This is a genomic window from Streptomyces sp. NPDC014889, from assembly GCF_043081205.1.
Classification (GTDB): Bacteria; Actinomycetota; Actinomycetes; order Streptomycetales; family Streptomycetaceae; genus Streptomyces.
The window spans coordinates 71,096-89,969 of record NZ_JBIBWH010000004.1 but is presented as its reverse complement, the minus strand read 5'-3'; the positions used below and the strand labels follow the sequence as shown (position 1 = coordinate 89,969).

At 71.3% G+C, this 18,874-nt stretch carries 15 protein-coding genes and 1 pseudogene; 2 read left to right on the top strand and 14 right to left on the bottom strand.

Going from position 1 to position 18,874, the window contains the following annotated elements:
- The first annotated feature begins 812 nt into the window (after positions 1-812).
- On the top strand, positions 813-1,901 hold the full coding sequence (locus ACF09J_RS09230) for a sigma-70 family RNA polymerase sigma factor (protein ID WP_392304754.1): 1,089 nt from the start codon (positions 813-815) through the stop codon (positions 1,899-1,901).
- Here ACF09J_RS09230 and ACF09J_RS09225 read toward each other — a convergent pair.
- Positions 1,860-2,099: pseudogene (locus tag ACF09J_RS09225) on the bottom strand (hypothetical protein); the annotation flags it as partial. The gene ACF09J_RS09230 and the pseudogene ACF09J_RS09225 overlap by 42 nt on opposite strands.
- A 134-nt stretch (positions 2,100-2,233) precedes the next feature.
- On the opposite strand from ACF09J_RS09225, the gene ACF09J_RS09220 reads away from it, so the two are divergent.
- Entirely contained in the window at positions 2,234-3,154 is a 921-nt protein-coding gene (locus ACF09J_RS09220) for an AEC family transporter (RefSeq protein WP_392304753.1), read from the top strand.
- Between the two features lie 6 nt (positions 3,155-3,160).
- Here ACF09J_RS09220 and ACF09J_RS09215 read toward each other — a convergent pair whose 3' ends face one another.
- The 13 genes from ACF09J_RS09215 to ACF09J_RS09155 all read right to left on the bottom strand — a co-directional run bounded on the left by ACF09J_RS09215 (position 3,161) and on the right by ACF09J_RS09155 (position 18,800).
- Complete coding sequence (locus ACF09J_RS09215; RefSeq protein ID WP_392304752.1) at positions 3,161-3,745, bottom strand: Uma2 family endonuclease; 585 nt, start codon at positions 3,743-3,745, stop codon at positions 3,161-3,163.
- 96 nt (positions 3,746-3,841) lie between these two features.
- Positions 3,842-5,125: a thymidine phosphorylase gene (locus ACF09J_RS09210; protein WP_392304751.1), complete on the bottom strand. Its 1,284-nt coding sequence runs from the start codon at positions 5,123-5,125 to the stop codon at positions 3,842-3,844.
- A 98-nt stretch (positions 5,126-5,223) separates the two neighbouring features.
- Complete coding sequence (locus ACF09J_RS09205) at positions 5,224-5,625, bottom strand: cytidine deaminase (RefSeq protein ID WP_392304750.1); 402 nt, start codon at positions 5,623-5,625, stop codon at positions 5,224-5,226.
- The gene (locus ACF09J_RS09200) at positions 5,622-6,884 is read right to left on the bottom strand and encodes an ABC transporter permease (RefSeq protein WP_392304749.1); all 1,263 of its coding nucleotides are present in this window, start codon (positions 6,882-6,884) and stop codon (positions 5,622-5,624) included. Before ACF09J_RS09200 ends, ACF09J_RS09205 begins: the two co-directional genes overlap by 4 nt.
- Positions 6,884-8,011 carry an ABC transporter permease gene (locus tag ACF09J_RS09195; RefSeq protein WP_392304748.1) on the bottom strand — a complete coding sequence of 376 codons (1,128 nt, stop codon included), beginning with the start codon at positions 8,009-8,011 and terminating at the stop codon, positions 6,884-6,886. The genes ACF09J_RS09200 and ACF09J_RS09195 overlap by 1 nt, the downstream gene beginning before the upstream one ends.
- Positions 8,008-9,603, bottom strand: coding sequence for an ABC transporter ATP-binding protein (locus tag ACF09J_RS09190; RefSeq protein ID WP_392305106.1), 1,596 nt, complete (start codon positions 9,601-9,603; stop codon positions 8,008-8,010). Before ACF09J_RS09190 ends, ACF09J_RS09195 begins: the two co-directional genes overlap by 4 nt.
- Before the next feature lie 224 nt (positions 9,604-9,827).
- The gene (locus tag ACF09J_RS09185; RefSeq protein ID WP_392304747.1) at positions 9,828-10,877 is read right to left on the bottom strand and encodes a BMP family protein; all 1,050 of its coding nucleotides are present in this window, start codon (positions 10,875-10,877) and stop codon (positions 9,828-9,830) included.
- Positions 10,878-11,170: 293 nt separating this feature from the next.
- Positions 11,171-12,205 carry a BMP family protein gene (locus ACF09J_RS09180; protein ID WP_392304746.1) on the bottom strand — a complete coding sequence of 345 codons (1,035 nt, stop codon included), beginning with the start codon at positions 12,203-12,205 and terminating at the stop codon, positions 11,171-11,173.
- Positions 12,206-12,477: 272 nt separating this feature from the next.
- Positions 12,478-13,716, bottom strand: coding sequence for an amidohydrolase (locus ACF09J_RS09175; protein ID WP_392305105.1), 1,239 nt, complete (start codon positions 13,714-13,716; stop codon positions 12,478-12,480).
- 342 nt (positions 13,717-14,058) lie between these two features.
- Positions 14,059-15,156, bottom strand: coding sequence for a hypothetical protein (locus ACF09J_RS09170; RefSeq protein WP_392304745.1), 1,098 nt, complete (start codon positions 15,154-15,156; stop codon positions 14,059-14,061).
- Between the two features lie 34 nt (positions 15,157-15,190).
- Complete coding sequence (locus ACF09J_RS09165) at positions 15,191-16,129, bottom strand: N-acetylneuraminate synthase family protein (RefSeq protein ID WP_392304744.1); 939 nt, start codon at positions 16,127-16,129, stop codon at positions 15,191-15,193.
- A 14-nt stretch (positions 16,130-16,143) separates the two neighbouring features.
- Positions 16,144-17,427, bottom strand: a complete 1,284-nt coding sequence (locus ACF09J_RS09160; protein WP_392304743.1) for a cytidylyltransferase domain-containing protein — start codon at positions 17,425-17,427, stop codon at positions 16,144-16,146.
- Between the two features lie 32 nt (positions 17,428-17,459).
- A complete protein-coding gene (locus ACF09J_RS09155) occupies positions 17,460-18,800 on the bottom strand; it encodes a DUF6716 putative glycosyltransferase (RefSeq protein WP_392304742.1) in 1,341 nt (446 codons plus the stop codon).
- Positions 18,801-18,874 lie beyond the last annotated feature (74 nt).

The window sequence follows — 18,874 nt, the reverse complement described above, 5'->3', positions numbered from 1 at the left end:
CCGGACGACTCGCCACGGTGGGGATCCGGACCGCTCAGCCACGGCGGGGTGCCGGACGCCACGCCACTCAGCCGCGGCGGGAACCCGGGGCCGGGCGCCGAGCCGTCGCAGCCGCGCCGAGGAGCCGGACCGGCCACCGTGGCCAGGTGCCGGGCCACTCCCCCACGGCGGGAGCCCGGGGGCCGGGCACCGAAGCCCTCGCCGCCGGGCGCCGGACAGCCCAGCCGCGCGGAAGCCGCACCGCCGGGCCACGGCGGGTGCCGAAAGCGGGCCACTCAGCCACGGCACGAGCCCGGCCATTCAGCCGTCCTGGGCGTCGCCCACGATCACAGATCCCGGCTCCCACGCGGCAAGGGCCGCGGCCCGCCGGGATCCGGTACCGGCATAGCCGCCCCGCCCGTCACGGCCGGACGCCGCGCCGCTCAGCCACGGCGGGAGCCCGGGGCCGGGCACCGAAGTCCTCGCCGCCGGGCGCCGGACAGCCCAGCCGCGCGGAAGCCGCACCGCTGGGCCACGGCAGGTGCCGAAAGCCGGGCCACTCAGCCACGGCGGGCGCCTGTCTGTCGGCCGGGGGCGGCGCCTTCCGTCGCCTCCGGTGAAGGTCACGCGGCGGGCCCCGTACGGGGAGCTGCTCGCCCCCGCCCGGAGGGCCTGTCCCGGACGGCGGCGTGCCGGACCCGGGCACGCGCCCTCCTGACCTGGGGGTTCTTTCGCTCCAGGGGCCGTTGTCAGTGGGCTGCGGTAGCTTCCGGAGTGTTGGGCGTGAGAGGCGCGCGGACATGGACGGGACGGCCACGGGGGGCGGGTGGACGATGGGAAACGGCACGACGGCGACGACGGGGCTCGACCAGCGGTTGGAGGAGTACCGGGTCGAACTGACCGGTTACTGCTACCGCATGCTCGGCTCGTCCTTCGAGGCGGAGGACGCGGTCCAGGACACCCTGGTACGGGCCTGGCGGAGTTTCGACAAGTTCGAGGGGCGCTCCAGCCTGCGCTCGTGGCTGTACCGCATCGCCACGAACGTCTGCCTGGACATGCTGGCGGCGGGCAGCAAGCGGGCCCGGCCGATGGACCTGACCGAGTCCACGCCGCTGTCCCGCGCGGCGCTGTCCCCGCGCCCGGACCACACATGGCTGGAACCGATGCCGGACGCCCGCGTGCTGCCCCCGGTCGAGGATCCGGCGGAGGCGGCCGTCACCAAGGAGTCGGTGCGGCTCGCCTTCATGGCCGCGTTGCAGCAACTGCCGCCCAAGCAGCGGGCCGTGCTGATCCTGCGCGAGGTGCTGGCCTGGCGGGCGAGCGAGGTCGCCGAGCTGCTGGGCACATCGGTCGCCTCGGTCAACAGCGCCCTGCAGCGGGCGCGCGCCACGCTCGCCGAGCGGGGCGACAAGGCCGCCGAGGCGGCCGTCTCGGACCCGCTGGACGAGGACCAGCAAAGGCTCCTTGAGCGCTATGTGAAGGCGTTCGAGGGGTACGACATGGCGGAGCTGACCGCACTGCTGCACGAGGACGCGGTGATGACGATGCCACCGTTCGACCTGTGGCTGACGGGTCCGTCCGACATCACGGGCTTCATGACGACGCTGGGCGCGGCCTGCGCGGGCTCCCGGCTGCTGCCGGTGCGGGCCAACGGGCTGCCGGGCTTCGCCCAGTACAAGCCCGACCCGGAGAAGGGCGGCTTCAGCCCGTGGGCGGTGCAGGTCCTGGAGATGTCAGAGGGCCGTATCACCGGGTTCCACTGCTTCCTCGACACCCAGCGGTGGTTCCCGCTGTTCGGGCTGCCGCTCCATCTCGAAGGAGAGACCGACCAGACCGAGGAGGGCGTCCAGCGCGGGATCGGGGTCACGCAGCCGGATGCGGCCGCCGGCCCGGCGGGCGGTCAGCTGAAGCCGCGCCAGTAGGTCGACCACGCCTAGCCCCGGCGGTCCGAGGCCCCCGACGTCGCACACCACGACTCCGGCCCGGGTCTTCTCGAGCAGGACCCGCACGTCCGCGCACAGCCCCGCCGTCTCCTCCCGGGTGACGGGGCCGGCGAGCACGAGCACGGCAGGTGTCCTGGCATCCACGGTCTGTAGACCCCGCTGCCGGGCACAACTCATCGGGGACCGGGAGCCGAAGGCCCGCCGAAGATCACATTGACCTGCTCCACGCCCTCCCCGGAGGGTGGCCGTATGCCCCTTGGATCAGCACCGCCCTGGATACCCGACGGCCTCCTGCCCACGGAGGAGGCCGTGTGCGGGGGGTGCTGAGCGGGTTCGCGTTGATCGCGGCGGTGATCGGCGTCGGCTACGTGATCGGACGCCGCGGCTCCCTCGGCGACCAGGGCCGCGAGGTGCTGACCAGGCTGGCCTTCCACGTCGCCTCGCCCGCCCTGTTGTTCACGACACTCGCGCGGGCCGACCTGTCGGTGATCTTCTCCAGCCGGCTGCTGGTGACGGCGATGAGCACGGCCGCGGCGGCGGGCGTCTTCGTGGCGTTCGGCGCGGTACGGCGCTGGGGCGTGGGCCGCACCACGATCGGCGCCCTGTGCTCCAGCTACGTCAACTCCGGCAACCTCGGCATCCCGATCGCCGTGTACGTCCTGGGCGACGCGTCCCTGGTGGCCCCGGTCCTGCTGTTCCAGCAGATCATGGTCACGCCCATCGCCCTGACGGTGCTCGACCTCTCCGGGCCGGGCGAGAAGGGCTCCCTGTGGCGGCGCCTGCTCACCCCGCTGCGCAACCCGGTCGCGGTGGGCTCCCTGAGCGGGGTCCTGGTCTCGGCGAGCGGCCTGCGGGTGCCCGCTCCGGTCATGGACCCGATCACCCTGATCGGCAACATGTCGGTCCCGGCCGTCCTGCTGGCCTACGGCATCTCCCTGCGCGGCAGCGCGGCGCCCGGCCGCGGCAGCGACCGCCACCCGGTGCTGCTCGCCGTCGCCCTGAAGTCGGCGGGCCAGCCCCTGGCGGCCTGGGCCCTGGCGGCAGGCGTCTTCGGCCTGAGCGGGGCACCCCTGCTGGACGTGGTGGTGACCTCGGCCCTGCCCGCCGCCCAGAACCTTTTCACCTACGCGAGCCGCTACCGCGTCGGCGAGTCCCTGGCCCGCGACTCCATCCTCCTGTCGACGATCCTGTCGGTGCCGGTACTGGTGACGGTCGCGGCGCTGCTGGGGTGACGACCGTCAGTCGACGGGGAAGTCGGTGGTGTCGATGACGAGATCGAAGGGGCTGGGGAGCTTGAGCGCCTCACCGAACTTCACGCTGCTCAGCGGGCGGTACACATCACCCTTGGGCTCTCCGTAGAGCGTGGCGGTGGGGCCGTCGGGGCCCCAGCGGTCAACAAGGAGGTAGAAAGGGATGCCGGCCGTGGCGTAGGCGGCGGGCTTGCTGATCCGATCGTGCCGGGCGTTGGACTTGGAGGTCACCTCGACCACGAGTTCGGCCAAGGCGGCCGGGATATGGGTGTCCGCCTCCGTGTGCTCCCTCACCGGGGCCACCACAAGGTCCGGGATGAGCATCCCCAGTCGCGACGGCACGGCGATCGCCAGCGTCTGGAAGATCTCCCAGTCCTCGGGGATCACGGAGTAAAGGCGACGCTGGATGCGGGCCGCGATCACGTTGTGGCGGTACGCGGGAGCAGGTGACACGGTGATGATCCCCTCGATGATCTCCACCTTGCTGCCCTCGGGCCATTCCATCTCCTCCCAGAACCGGACGAGGTCGTCCCAGCTCTGCTCGGGGTCATGGCTGACGGTGAGTTCGTTCATGGCGATCTCCTGTGGGGTGCGTCACCGATCCCAGCATGAGGAACGGGACCGGTGGAGGTCCACCGATCCCGTTCCCCCGAACGAGGAAAGTACAGGTCAGGCGATACGTTCCAGCACCACCGGCGAGGCGGTGAAGTCCGTGCCGGGGGCTGCGATGTCGTACGAGCCCTCGACCGACTGGAGCGCGTACTCGAAGCGCTCGGGGGTGTCCGTGTGGAGGGTCAGGAGGGGCTGGCCCTCGGTCACCAGGTCGCCGGGCTTGGCGTGCAGTTCGACGCCCGCGGCCGCCTGGACCGGGTCCTCCTTGCGGGCGCGGCCGGCGCCCAGGCGCCAGGCGGCGACACCGACGTCGTAGGCGTCGAGGCGGGTCAGGACGCCGGAGGACGGAGCCGTGATCACGTGCTGTTCCCGGGAGGTGGGCAGCGGGGCGTCGGGGTCGCCGCCCTGGGCCGCGATCATGCGGCGCCAGACGTCCATCGCCGAGCCGTCGGCCAGGGCCTTCGCCGGGTCCGCGTCCTTCAGGCCGGCCGCGTCCAGCATCTCGCGCGCCAGGGCCAGGGTCAGTTCGACCACGTCCGCGGGGCCGCCGCCGGCCAGGACCTCGACCGACTCGCGGACCTCCAGCGCGTTGCCCGCCGTCAGGCCGAGCGGGGTCGACATGTCGGTCAGGAGGGCGACGGTCCGCACACCGTGGTCGGTGCCCAGGCCGACCATCGTGGAGGCCAGCTCACGGGCGTCGTCGAGGGTCTTCATGAAGGCGCCGGTGCCCACCTTCACGTCGAGGACCAGCGAGCCGGTGCCCTCGGCGATCTTCTTGGACATGATGGAGGAGGCGATCAGCGGGATCGCCTCGACCGTGCCGGTCACGTCGCGCAGGGCGTACAGCTTCTTGTCCGCGGGCGCCAGACCGTCGCCCGCCGCGCAGATCACCGCGCCGACGCCGTCCAGCACGGACAGCATCTCCTCGTTGGACAGCATCGCCCGCCAGCCGGGGATCGACTCCAGCTTGTCCAGCGTGCCGCCGGTGTGGCCGAGGCCGCGGCCCGAGAGCTGCGGGACGGCCGCGCCGCAGGCCGCGACCAGCGGGGCCAGCGGCAGCGTGATCTTGTCGCCGACGCCGCCCGTGGAGTGCTTGTCGGCGGTGGGGCGGGACAGGGACGAGAAGTCCATGCGCTCGCCGGAGGCGATCATCGCCGCGGTCCAGCGGGCGATCTCCCCCCGGTTCATGCCGTTGATGAGGATGGCCATCGCGAGCGCGGACATCTGCTCGTCGGCGACCTCCCCGCGGGTGTACGCGTCGATCACCCAGTCGATCTGCTCGCCGCTGAGCTCGCCGCGGTCCCGCTTGGTGCGGATGACGGAGATGGCGTCCATGGCCATGGGGTTCGGTTCCTTCCGGGGTGCGAAGGGGTCGGGCGGCTTCCCCGGACCCGAGGGGATTCGGTGCCCCAGGGGGATTCGGGAAAGCCGCCCGGGCCTTACTTGGTGAGGTGGTCCGGCCCGAAGGCCTGCGGCAGCATCTCGGACAGCGGCAGGATTCCCGCCGGGGTCTCCATGATCAGCTCCGGCCCGCCGAACTCGTACAGCAGCTGGCGGCAGCGCCCGCACGGGACGAGGATCTCGCCCTTGCCGTCCACGCACGTGAAGTGCGTCAGCCGGCCGCCACCGGTGTTCGCGAGCTGCGAGACCAGACCGCACTCGGCGCACAGGCCGAGGCCGTAGGAGGCGTTCTCGACGTTGCAGCCGGTGACGACCCGGCCGTCGTCGGCCAGGGCGGCGGCGCCGACCGGGTAGTTCGAGTAGGGGACGTACGCGCGGGTCATCGCCGCGCGCGCCTCCTGCCGCAGCCCCGCCCAGTCGATCGTCGTGTCGGCGCTCACTTGCCCTGTCCCTTCCGGTACGGCTGACCGTCCGCCTTCGGCATCCGCAGGTGCTGTGCCGACAGCGACAGCACCAGCAGGGTGACGATGTACGGCGTGGCGGTCACGACCTGCTTGGGCACCTCGTGGGTGCCGAGGTACCAGGCGAACATCCCCGCCGAGACCACGGCGGTGACGAGGGCGGGCACCAGCCTCTTCTTCCAGACCAGGTATGCCGCGCCGAACACCAGCAGGATCGCAAGCAGCAGGATCAGCGCGTGCACGTTGGTCGTGCCGCCGCGCAGGTTCAGGCTGTCGGTGTAGCCGAACAGGCCGGCGCCGAGGGCGAGGCCGCCCGGCATCCAGTTGCCGAAGATCATCGCGGCGAGACCGATGTAACCGCGGCCGGCGGTCTGGCCGTCGAGGTAGACGTTCGACGCCACGATGGACAGGAACGCGCCGCCCAGGCCGGCGAAGCCGCCGGAGATGATCACGGCGATGTACTTGTACTTGTAGACGTTGACGCCGAGCGACTCGGCGGCCACCGGGTTCTCGCCGCAGGAGCGCAGGCGCAGCCCGAAGGCGGTGCGCCACAGCACCCACCAGGACAGCGGCACCAGGGCGACCGCGACGACGGTCAGCGGCGACAGGCCGGTGATCAGACCGCCGAGCAGGCCGGCGACGTCGGAGACCAGGAACCAGTGCTTGCCGTTGAGGGTCTCCAGCCAGCCGGACAGGCCCGGTACGTCGAAGGTGCCGAGCGACTCGATCGGCGGGGACTGCTTCGAGGAGCCCTGGGGGGCGTGCTCGAAGGTGAACTTCGACAGGTAGCGGGTGGTGCCGAGGGCCAGGATGTTGATCGCCACACCGGAGACGATGTGGTTGACGTTGAAGGTCACCGTGGCGATGGCGTGCAGGACGGCGCCGAGCGCGCCGCCGATGATGCCGAAGACGACACCGGCCCACGGACCCCACTGGTAGCCGGCCCAGGCACCGAACCAGGTGCCGAGGATCATCATGCCCTCGAGGCCGATGTTGACGACGCCGGACCGCTCGGCCCACAGACCGCCGAGGCCGGCGAGGCCGATCGGGACGGCCAGGCGCAGCGCGGTGGACATCTGGCCGGTCGAGGTGATGCCGTGCGCGCCGGTGACGATGCGGACGACCGAGGTCAGGACCAGCACACCCGCGATGATCAGCAGGAGTACCGGGAGGGAGACACGGCGGCTGCCCTTGCCGGGCTGTTTGGCCTGCGGCTTGGCGATGGTCGCGGTGGACATCAGGCCGCCACCTCCTTCTTCTGGACGTTGTTCTGGGCGGCGGCCGCGGCGAGCTCGGCGCCGACCTGCTTCTGCTGGCGGCGCAGGCCCCACTGGCGTACGGCCTCGTAGGAGATGACGACCGCGAAGACGATCAGGCCCTGCATGATGGTGGCGATCTCCTTCTCGTACGCCACGGGGGTGGCGTAGTCGAGGGCGGGAGAGGCCTTGTCGAGGAACGCGATCAGGAGGGCGGCGAAGGCGATGCCGACCGGGTTGTTGCGGCCGAGCAGGGCGATGGTGATGCCGGTGAAGCCGAGGCCGGTCGGGAAGCTCAGGCTGTAGGTGTGGGCGTCGCCGAGCAGCAGCGGCAGGCCGGACAGGCCCGCGACCGCGCCGGAGATCAGCATGGCGGTGAGCACCATCTTCTTGGCGTCCACGCCGGAGGCGGCGGCGGCGCTCTCCGACTCGCCGGTGGCGCGCAGGTCGAAGCCGAAGCGGGTGCGGTTGAGGACGATCCAGTAGACGACGCCCATGGCGACGGCGAGGAGTACCAGGCCGTAGATCTGGCCGACGTCCGAGCCGAGGTCGATGCCCGGGACCCAGCCGGACTCCTTCATGGTGCCGGTCGTCATGTTGTTGCCGACCTGCACACCAAAGACGTCGCTGAGGGTGAGGTAGCCGATGAGGCTGGTGGCGATGGCGTTGAGCATGATCGTGGCGACGACCTCGCTCACGCCCCGGCTGACCTTCAGCAGACCCGCGACACCGGCCCAGAGGGCGCCGGTGAGCATGCCGACGAGCAGCAGCGTCGGTATCTGCAGGAAGGACGGCAGCGCCAGGTGGGCGCCGACGACGGCGGTCATCATCGCGGCGAGCCGGTACTGGCCGTCGACGCCGATGTTGAACAGGTTCATGCGGAAGCCGACGGCCACCGCGAGCGCCGCCAGGTAGTACATCGACGCCTGGTTGATGATCAGCACCTGGACGTCGGAGTACGACGCCTGCTCGAGCATCAGCGTGTACGGCTCGATCGGGCTCTTGCCCGAGGCGATCAGCACGACCGAGGTCAGCAGGATCGCCGCGACGAGCGCGATGACCGGGCCGGCCACCGCGAGGAGCACGCGCTCCTTGTCGAACTTCTTCATCGGGCCTCGTCCTCCGGACCGGCGTCTTCCGCGGTGGTTTCGGTGTCTTCCAGATGGCCGGACGCGGCACCCGTCATGGCCGAGCCCAGCTGCTCGGGGGTGATGGTGGCGGGGTCGGCGTCGGCGACCAGGCGGCCGTTGTAGATCACCCGCAGGGTGTCGGACAGACCGATCAGCTCGTCCAGGTCGGCGGAGATCAGCAGCACCGCCAGGCCCTCGCGGCGGGCCTCACGGATGTGGTCCCAGATCGCGGCCTGCGCGCCGACGTCCACACCGCGGGTGGGGTGGGCGGCGATCAGGAACTTGGGGCTGTGGCTCATCTCACGGCCGACGATCAGCTTCTGCTGGTTGCCGCCGGACAGGGAGGCGGCGGTGACGTCGATGCCGGGGGTGCGGACGTCGTACTCCTCGACGATCCGGCGGGTGTCCTCCTGGGCGCCCTTGGGGTCGAGCCAGAAGCCCTTGGCGTTGGGGCGCTCGGTGACGTGGCCGAGGATGCGGTTCTCCCACAGCGGGGCTTCCAGCAGGAGCCCGTGCCGGTGGCGGTCCTCGGGGATGTAGCCGACGCCGGACTCGCGGCGCCTGCGGGTGGGCCAGGAGGTGACGTCGTCGTCCCCGAGGGTGATCGTGCCGGAGTCCGCGGACTTCAGGCCGATGAGCGCCTCGATCAGCTCGGTCTGGCCGTTGCCCTCGACGCCCGCGAGGCCGAGGACCTCGCCGGCGCGGATGGTGAAGCTGATGTCGTCGAGGACGGCCCGGCCGCCCTCGACCTCCAGGCGCAGCTTGTCGACGGTGAGGACCGCGCGGTCGGTGACCGTGGACTCGGCGGTCTCCGGGGTGGGCAGTTCGCTGCCGACCATCATCTCGGCGAGCTGGCGCGAGGTGGTCTCGGCGGGGACGGCCGTGCCCACGGTGGTGCCGCGGCGGATGACGGTGATGTCGTCCGCGACGGACAGGACCTCGCCCAGCTTGTGGGAGATGAAGATGACCGACAGGCCCTCGGCCTTGAGCTCGCGCAGGTTGTCGAAGAGCGCGTCGACCTCCTGCGGGACGAGCACGGCGGTCGGCTCGTCGAGGATGAGGGTGCGGGCGCCGCGGTAGAGGACCTTGAGGATCTCCACGCGCTGGCGGTCGGCGACGCCGAGGTTCTCGACCAGGGCGTCGGGGCGGACGCCGAGGCCGTAACGGTCGGAGATCTCCTTGATCTTCCTGCGGGCCCCGCCGCCGATGCCGTACAGCTTCTCGCTGCCGAGGGCGACGTTCTCCAGCACGGTCATGTTGTCGGCCAGCATGAAGTGCTGGTGGACCATGCCGATGCCGCGGGCGATGGCGTCGGCGGGGCTGCCGAAGCTCACCTGCTCGCCGTCGATCGCGATGGTGCCCTCGTCCGGCTTCTGCATGCCGTAGAGGATCTTCATCAGGGTGGACTTGCCGGCGCCGTTCTCACCGACGAGGGCGTGCACGGTTCCCTTGCGGACGGTCAGGTGGATGTCGTGGTTGGCCACGACCCCGGGGAACCGTTTGGTGATGCCCGCGAGCTCTACCGCGATGGTCGGCTGGGCGGTGAGCGGAGGGCTGCTGGACGCGTCGATGGCGACTCTCCTTGGGGAAAGGGGCCGCTCTACGCGCGTAGCGCCCCTGCTTTAAATAGTGCCCGGACCTGATCGACCTTGATTTGTCCTCGATCCGTTCCGAGCATTCTGCCGCGTGAACGGGGTGAGAGTCGCTGTGCGCTTCCACACCCCGTTCCGCCGCCGTGACGCTGCCGCCGCAGCGTCGTTCAGGCCATCCCTACGAGGGGCCCGCGGCCGTTCGGTCAGGAGTCCTTGACCGTGATCGAGCCGCTCTTGATGGCTTCCTCGGCCTTCTTGATCGCCTTCTGGAGGCCGGCGTTGTTCTTGAAGACGGGGTTGGAGTCGGAAAGGCTCACACCGCCGGTGGCCAGGCTGGCGCGCACCTCACCGGTCTGGGGCTTGCCGTCCTTGACGGACTTGGCCAGGTTGTAGACCGCGCCGGAGACATCCTTCATGGCCGAGGTGAGGATCGAGTCCTTGTACTTGGCCAGCGCGCCCTGCTGGTACTGGTCGGAGTCGACGCCGATGGCCCAGACCTTGTGCTCGGAGGCGGCCTTGATCACACCCTGTCCGGACAGGCCCGCGGCGGCGTAGACGACGTCGGCACCGGCGTCGATCTGGCCGTTGGCTGCGTTCTCACCCTTGTCGGGGCTGGCGAAGCCGCCCTCCTCGGCGGTCTGGGTCAGGTACTGCGACTTGACCGTGACGCCCTTCTTGGTGTCCGCGACGCCCTGCTTGAAGCCCGCCTCGAACTTGTGGATCAGCGGGACGTCCACGCCGCCGATGAAGCCGACGGTGTTCGACTTGGTCGTCTTGGCGGCGGCGACACCGGCCAGGTAGGAGGCCTGCTCCTCGTGGAAGACCAGGTCGGCCACGTTGCTCGCCGTGATCGTGCTGTCGTCGACGATGCCGAAGGTGGTCTTCGGGAACTTGGCGGCGGCGGCCTTGACGGCCGGCGCGTACGCGAAGCCGACGCCGACCACCGGGTTGTAGCCCTGCTTGGCGAGGGTCTCCAGGCGCTGTACCTTGTCCGCGTCCGACTCGCCGTCCTGCGGCTCCTTGGCAGTGCTCTTGTAACCGAACTCCTGGTCGGCCTTCTCCATGCCGGCCGTGGCGGCGTCGTTGAAGGACTGGTCGCCCTTGCCGCCGACGTCGTAGGCGAGGGCAAGACCGAGGTTCTTGTCGCCGCCACCGGACGACGAGCTGGACGAGCTGCTGCCACATGCGGAAACAGTGACGGCGAGAGCTGCGGTTGCGACACTCGCGACCGCTATACGGGACACCCGGCGCATGGAACGAGACTCCTTCGTGCAAGCGCCCATACCAGGCGCTGGTTCCGCCGCAGCGTAACGCGCGTAGACATGGCGGAAAACCCCTCCTTGCCAGAGTGTTATCCGACCGTTTTGATCCTTCGGTTCCAATCTGGTCCGGCGTGGGCACGCGCGGGGGACGCCCACCGGCCCGTGACCTGGTGGGCCCGTGCCCGGGGGGCACGCGCGGCGCGTGCGGGGACCGGGACGCGGGAGGGCCCCGGACCGGTGCGGTCCGGGGCCCTCCCGTCAGCGCTTCGGGCCTGACGGCGCGGTCACTTGGTGTTGACGGTGACCTTGCCGTCGATGATGTCCTGCTTGGCCTTGTCGACGGCGGCGACGACGTCCTTCATGGCCTGGTACTTCGGGTTGGAGTCGGCGAAGCCCACACCGCCCGACTTCAGGTCGCCGCGCACCTCGCCGGACAGCGGCTTGCCGTCGACGACGGACTTGGTCAGCTCGTAGACCGCGCCGCCGACGTTCTTCAGGGCCGAGCCGAGGATCCAGTCCTTGTACTTGGCCAGCGAGCTCTGCTGGTACTGGTCGGAGTCGACGCCGATCGCCCACACCTTGTGCGCGGCGGCGGACTTGATGACGCCCTGACCGGACAGGCCGGCCGCGTGGTAGATGACGTCGGCGCCGGCGTCGATCTGGCCGTTGGTGGCGCTCTCACCCTTGTCGGGGCTGGAGAAGCCGCCCTCCTGCGGGGTCTGCGTCAGGTACTGCTTCTCGATCTTGATCTTCGGGTTGACCGACTGGGCACCCTGGACGTAGCCCGCCTCAAACTTGTGGATGAGCGGGATGTCCACACCGCCGATGAACCCGATGTGGTTCTTCTTGGTGGCCTTGGCGGCGGCGACACCGGCGAGGTAGGAGGCCTGCTCCTCGTGGAAGACCATGTCGGCGACGTTGTCGGCCTTCACGGTCTCGTCGTCGATGATGCCGAAGGTCGTCTTCGGGAACTTGGCGGAGACCGCCTTGACCGCCGGGCCGTACACGAAGCCGACCCCGATGATCGGGTTGTAACCGGCCTTGGCGAGCTGTTCGAGGCGCTGGATCTTGTCGGCGTCGGACTCGCTGTCGTTCGGGTCGACGTCCCGGCCGCCGATCTTGAACTCGCTCTCGGCCTTCTGGAAACCGGAGAAAGCGGCGTCGTTGAAGGACTGGTCGCCCTTGCCGCCGATGTCGTACGCCAGGCCTATGCCCTTGCCGGAGTACGCGCCGGACGCGTCGGAGCCGCCGCCGCCGGACGAGTCGTTGCTGGACTTGCCGCACCCGGCGGCCGCGAGAGCGATGACCGCTACGGTCACCGCGGCTCGGGAGAACCTGGTCCTCGATGAGTTCAGACGCACAGCAAGCACCCCTTCTTGCCCACGGCACCGTCGCCGGCCCGCTTTCCCCATGAGCCGCCGCTGGTGGCGATTCCGGCGCACAGTAACGCGCGTAGAGACGGAGGGAAACGGGGTTGATCCCGGCCGTTACCGAACCGTGCCGACAGGGGGTGATTCGTGGGTCCCGGGACGGGGACGGGTGACACGGCCGGAGGAAGGGGCACCTTCCGGGCGCCCCTTCGCCGGCCGGATCAGTGCGTCGGGTGCAGCAGGGCGGCGGCGGTGAACAGCTCCACGCCCACCCTGATGGCGGACTCGTCGGCGTCGAAGTCCCCCTGGTGCAGGTCGCGCACGGTCCGCTCGCCCGGGGTGCGCACCCCGAGCCGGGCCATCGCGCCGGGCACCCGCTCCAGGTACCAGGAGAAGTCCTCGCCGCCGAGGCTCTGCTCGGTGTCCTCCACGGCGGCGGTGCCGCGCCGGGCGGCCATGGCCTCGCGCAGCAGTTCGGTCACCACCGGCTCGTTGACGACCGGCGGCACCCCGCGCACGTAGTTGATCTCGGACTTGGCCTTGTGCAGGTTGGCGACCTCGTCGATCGCGGCGACCACGATGTCGGGCGCCTGCCGCCAGGCGTTGATGTCGAGGCAGCGGACGGTCCCGGCGAGTTCGGCGTGCTGCGGGACCACGTTCGGGGCGTGCCCGGACTCGATCCGCCCCCAGGTCACGGCGAGCCCGGCGCGGGTGTCGACCCGCCGGCCGACGAGCGCGGGCACGTCGGTGACGACCCGGGCGGCGGCGGTGACGAGGTCCGTCGTCAGATGCGGTCGCGCGGTGTGCCCGCCCGGGCCGTCCAGCATCACCTCCAGCCGGTCGCAGGCTGAGGTGATGGGGCCCTGGCGCAGTCCGATCCGGCCGGCGTCGACCCGGGGGTCGCAGTGCACGGCCACGATCCGGGCCACTCCGTCCAGCGCGCCGCTCTTGATGACCTCGGCGGCGCCACCCGGCAGCACCTCCTCGGCGGGCTGGAAGATCAGCCGCACGGGCCGCGGCAGCAGCCCCTGCCGGTGCAGGTCGGCGAGGACCAGTCCGGCGCCGAGGACGACGGAGGTGTGCACGTCGTGCCCGCAGGCGTGGGCGCGGTCGGGCACGGTGGAGCGGTACGGGCTCTCGCTCTTGGTGTCGGGGATGGGCAGGGCGTCGATGTCGGCGCGCAGGGCGAGCACACCCGGCCCGCCGCCTCCGGGGTCGCCCCCGATGTCGCAGACGAGCCCGGTCCCGGTCGGGAGGACCCGCGGCGTGAGCCCGGCCTCCTCCAGCCGCTCCTTGATCGCGGCGGTGGTACGGAACTCCTGGTTGCCGAGCTCGGGGTGCATGTGCAGGTCGCGCCGGAACGCGACGAGCTCGGCGAACAGCGCCTCCGGCAGGGTGCCGGGAAGGGCGGCTTCCGCGGTGGCATCAGCGGGGAGATCGGCCTCGGACTCTGGGGACATCAGTTGCTTCACCCTCTGAAGGGTAGGACGCCGGGGTGGTCAACTGACCCTCGATCAACAAAACTTCAACCCGTTAGGGGAAGGAAAAGTGGCCGCCCGGCGCATACGTATCGACTGGGATGGGTAAACTCGCCCGCCTTCGCCGGCCGAGCGGATCACGGAGTCCCGAGGAGAGTGGCTCGCGTCACACCCCTGGCACCCCGCCCCATTTGTTCTTTTCTCCACGCATACCACGTCCCACGGGAACCACGCCCGTAATGTTCACCTGGCGGACGGCCGTCCGTGGGGCTCCCGTCCCCTCCATGCCTCTCGGAGCCGCCCGGGAGAGCCCCGGAGGGCCGTTCAGCCCGCCTGGGCCGTACGGGCGAGGCGGTGCACGTCACGGGCGGTGCCGGTCACCCCGGACAGGAAGCCCTGGGCCCGCGGGGAGGCGTGCGCCGTCAGCCAGCTCGGGTCGATGTCGCAGACCGTGACGCGCACCTCCGTTCCGGCCAGGGCGAGCGGCAGGGTGTGGACGACGGTGGAGGGAAAACTGAGGATCGTACGGCCGATCGGGCCCCGGCGGGCGATCAGCTCCAGGGGAAGTTCGGGGCGGACGATCTGCAGGCCCGTCTCGACGGCCAGCCGGTGCAGCTTCTCGGTGCTCTCGCGCCGGTGGGCGAAGTAGCGGATCGCCCCGTGCGCCTTGGCCAGGGCCCGCACGGCGCCCACGTACCGGTCGGCGTCGACGACGCCCGTCTCCACCAGTGACGTGCCGACCAGGTCGGCGCCCGCGGTGACGGCGGGCGGGCCGAAGCGGGCGCGGGTCCAGGCGAAGCGGTTCGCCGTGACGGTCACGCCCCGCGGGGTCTCGTCGATCGGCATGGAGGAGAACACCTCCACCCGGCGCTCACCGCGAGGGGTGAGCCGGCGCCGGGCGACGGCCGACACCGGGCCGAGGACGAGGTCGCGCGGGCCGCGGCGGCCGCCCTTGCGGTGCCAGCGCACCAGCCGCTCCCCGCGGGCGAGCTGGCCGACGAACTCCATCGTCGCCGTGCCGTCGTCCACGACCACGAGCTCCCGCGCCCGGGTGATCGTCAGCAGGAGCTGCACATACCGCGAGAACGGGTCCCCCATCACGACCCGCTCGGCCCGCCGGAGCGGCCCGGCCAGGCCGCCGATGGTCTGCAGCGGCGCCCCTGCCCCGCCCCGGGCCTCCTCCCAGCGCACCTCGTGCCCCTCTTCCCGGGCGAGCTGGGCCATCCGCCGCAGCTGGCCGCGGCTCATCGGATCGGTCGGCGACAGCACGACGAGGGTGAGCCCCGATTCCGGGCGGGCGCCGGAAGCGGTCCCGCCCGGATCGGGGGCGCGGTCGGTCGTGTGACCGCGGGCGTGAGCCCACTCCAGCACGTTCAGCAGTTGTACCGGGCTCTCGACGAAGGCGAGGGTGCGGGGGCTCATCGGCGCGGGACCGTCCGTCGTAAGGGGCTGGGGCTCACACCGCGACCGGCTCGCCCGCGGCGGCGGCGATCTCCGCCTCGGCGACGACGCCGGTGACGCGGCGCAGCTTCTTCATCGGGCCCTGCTCCGAGTCGTAGACCTTCTTGACGCCGTCGCCGAGGGAGGCCTCGATGGTGCGGATGTCGCGGACCAGGCGCTGCAGGCCCTGCGGCTCGACGGAGGCGGCCTGGTCGGAGCCCCACATGGCGCGGTCCAGGGTGATGTGTCGCTCGACGAAGACGGCGCCGAGGGCGACCGCGGCCAGCGTGGTCTGCAGGCCCGTCTCGTGGCCGGAGTAGCCGATCGGGACGTTCGGGTACTCCTTCTCCAGGGTGTTGATCACGCGCAGGTTCAGCTCCTCGGCCTTCGCCGGGTACGTCGACGTGGCGTGGCACAGCAGGATGTTCTCCGAGCCCAGCACCTCCACCGCGTGACGTATCTGCTTGGGCGTGGACATGCCGGTGGAGAGGATGACCGTGCGGCCCGTCGCGCGCAGGGCGCGCAGCAGCTCGTCGTCCGTCAGGGAGGCGGAGGCCACCTTGTGGGCGGGCACGTCGAACTTCTCCAGGAAGGCGACGGCCTCGGTGTCCCACGGGGAGGCGAACCAGTCGATGTTCTTGCTCTTGCAGTACTCGTCGATGGCGCGGTACTCGTCCTCACCGAACTCCACGCGGTGGCGGTAGTCGATGTAGGTCATCCGGCCCCAGGGGGTGTCGCGCTCGATGTCCCACTGGTCCCGCGGAGTGCAGATCTCGGGCGTGCGCTTCTGGAACTTGACGGCGTCGCAGCCGGCCTCGGCGGCGGCGTCGATCAGCTTGAAGGCGTTCTCGAGGTCGCCGTTGTGGTTGATGCCGATCTCACCGGTGACGTAGACCGGGCGGCCGGGGCCGGCCTCGCGCGAACCGAGCTTGCGGATGCGGGAGTTGATGCTCATGGCAGGAGATGTCCTTACTTGGTGAGGGAATCGAGAGAGGGGCCGAGGATCCAGCTGGCGATCTCTCGGATCGCGCCGTCGCCACCGGGGACGGTGGTGACCGCGCGTGCGGCGCCGCGTACGACGTCGTGGGCGCTCGCGACCGCCACGGGCCAGCCCACGAGGGAGAAGCACGGGAGGTCGTTGACGTCGTTGCCGACGTAGAGCACGCGCTCGGGCGCGATGCCCTGCTCCTCGCACCACTGCTTCAGCGCGAGGTCCTTGCGGTCGATGCCGTGCAGCACCGGGAGCCTGAGCTTCCGGGCGCGGGCGGCGACGACCGGGTTCTGTTCCGTGGACAGGATCAGCATCGTCAGGCCGCTGTCGCGCAGCGCCGCGATGCCGAGGCCGTCCCCGCGGTGCACGGAGACGAACTCCCGTCCGTCGGAGTCGATCAGCACCCTGTCGTCGGTCTGGGTGCCGTCGAAGTCGAGTACGACCGCGTCCACGTCGGCGGCGGTCGGCAGCGCGCCCGGCCGGCCGGCGTCGAACAGCGGGGCCAGTGCCCGCGCCCGCGCCAGGTCGTGCGGGTCGTCGATCTCCAGGACCCGCGCCGGGTCGGTGCGCACGAGCTCCGTGCGGCCGAAGAAGCGGTGCCGGTGGGCGCGGAACCCGGGCGCCGTCATGGCGTAGGCGGCGCCGGTCTCCAGCAGGTCCTGGGGGCGGTCCTGGCGGCGCGGGCGGAAGGACTTGTCGTGGTTGACGCCGTGACCGCCCCCGGTGGCAGCGGACTCGGCGGCACTCTCCGGCGCCGTGCCGTCGGTCTCCGGGTCGTCGTCGGCGTCCCGCCACACGAAGCCGTGGAAGGGCGCCACCGTCACCGCGGTGTCGGCGCCGGCCTCGACGACCGCGCCCGCGACCCCGTCGACGTCCTCGCTCGTCAGGAACGGGCTGGTGCACTGCACGAGCAGCACCACGTCCACCGGGGCGCCGTGCAGTGCCTCGTGCGCGTCCATGGCGTGCAGCACGGCGGCCTCGGAGGTTGCGGTGTCACCGGCGATGGCGGCGGGCCGCAGCACCACCTCGGCGCCGGCCTGGCGGGCGGCGGCCGCGATGGCCTGGTCGTCGGTGGAGACCACCACGTCGGTCACCAGCCGGGCCGCTCGGCACTCGCGCACGGCACGGGCGACCAGCGGGACACCGCCGACGGGGGCGAGGTTCTTCGCGGGTACGCCCTTGGAGCCGCCGCGCGCGGGTATCACCGCGAGCACGCGGCGCGCCGGGGCGCCGGGTCCCGCGTCCGGGTGGACGTCGGTCATGGGCTGCACTCCTTGAGGTGGGATGCGGTCGCTCACAGCTCCCCCATCCGCCGGATCACGGGCGCCACGCGCTGCACGCCGTGGCGGTAGGCGCCGCGGGCCGCATGGCGGAAGATCCGGCGCACCGGGCCGGGCGACCGGTCGGCGGTGGGCGCGCCCGGCAACAGGCTGCCGTCGGGGGCGAGATGGTGGCGGGCGAGCACGCCGGGCAGATAGCCGGGGGCGGTGACGGGGGTGTAGTAGGGCTTCAGCGGCGGGAGTTCACCGGCGCCGAGCAGTTCGTCGACGCGGTGGCGGGCCCTGTCGAAGGCGGCCTCGTACGTGCTTCCGGTGGCGACGCCCTGGCGGGCCACCCACCGCGGGTCGGGTTCGGGCTCGTGCCCGTCGTCGAGCTGGTCCCAGGAGGCCAGGCAGCCGGAGCCCACGAAGTGGTGGTTGCCGAGCGCCTCGCGCACCCCGAGGTCGGTCAGGACGACGGTGGGGACGCGCCGGTGCAGGGACTCCAGGGCGGCCGTCGAACTCACCGTGACCAGCAGGTCGGTGCGGTCCAGGACCTCGCCCATGTTCCCGTACACCAGCCGGAGGTTGGCGGGCAGTTCCTTGCGCTGGGCCAGCTTCTGGTACGGCAGTTCCTCGATGTGCGTGGTGTGCTCGCCCGGCTTGGAGCGGAGCTTGAGCAGCACCTCGCGCCCGGGGTGCCGGCGGGCGTGCTGGATCAGCCGGTCCAGCAGGTAGGCCCGGTCCTGGCGGCTCTGCGGCACGGAGGGCTGCGCGGCGAACACGACCGTGTAGGGGTCGTCCTTCTTCCGGTCCGGGGAGTGCGCGTCGCCGCCGAGGAACGGCAGCGCCACCTCGGTCACCGACGAGGCGTCGGCGCCCACTCCCTCGTACACGGCCCGGAAACGGTCCGCGTCCTGACGGGAGTTGGCGAGGACGAGGTCGGCGCCGTGCCGCAGCAGCAGACCGTCGGTGAGCTTCTCGTAGACGACGCCGACGTAGCCGGTGACGACCACGGGCCGCTCGATGCGCCCCTGCCAGGCGTGCGCCAGTCCGTGCAGCATGGCCTGGACCCCGCCACCGACGAGGGCGAGCACGAGGACGTCGTACGGCTCCCGCGCCATCTCGCGCAGGAACTCGGCGGCGGTGACCTCACGCAGACGGTCCGCGCGGACGCCGACCTCCTCGAGCTGGCGGGCGGTGGGGGTGGCACGGCCCCGCAGCAGATAGCCGTCGAGGCGGATGTCCGTTTCACCCGGGTCGGGGGAAACACCGGCGGAAACCAAGCGGTTCGCCGTGAGCGCACCCCATTTCCACCGGGTGTCGGAATCCGCGAGAACAGCGACTCGCCGGGACTTCTTCGCACTGGCTGGCACGCCGAAGACCGTAGGAAGGCATTTCTAGGAACCGCCCAACCCGAACGCAACAAACGGTTAACAGCACATCGCCG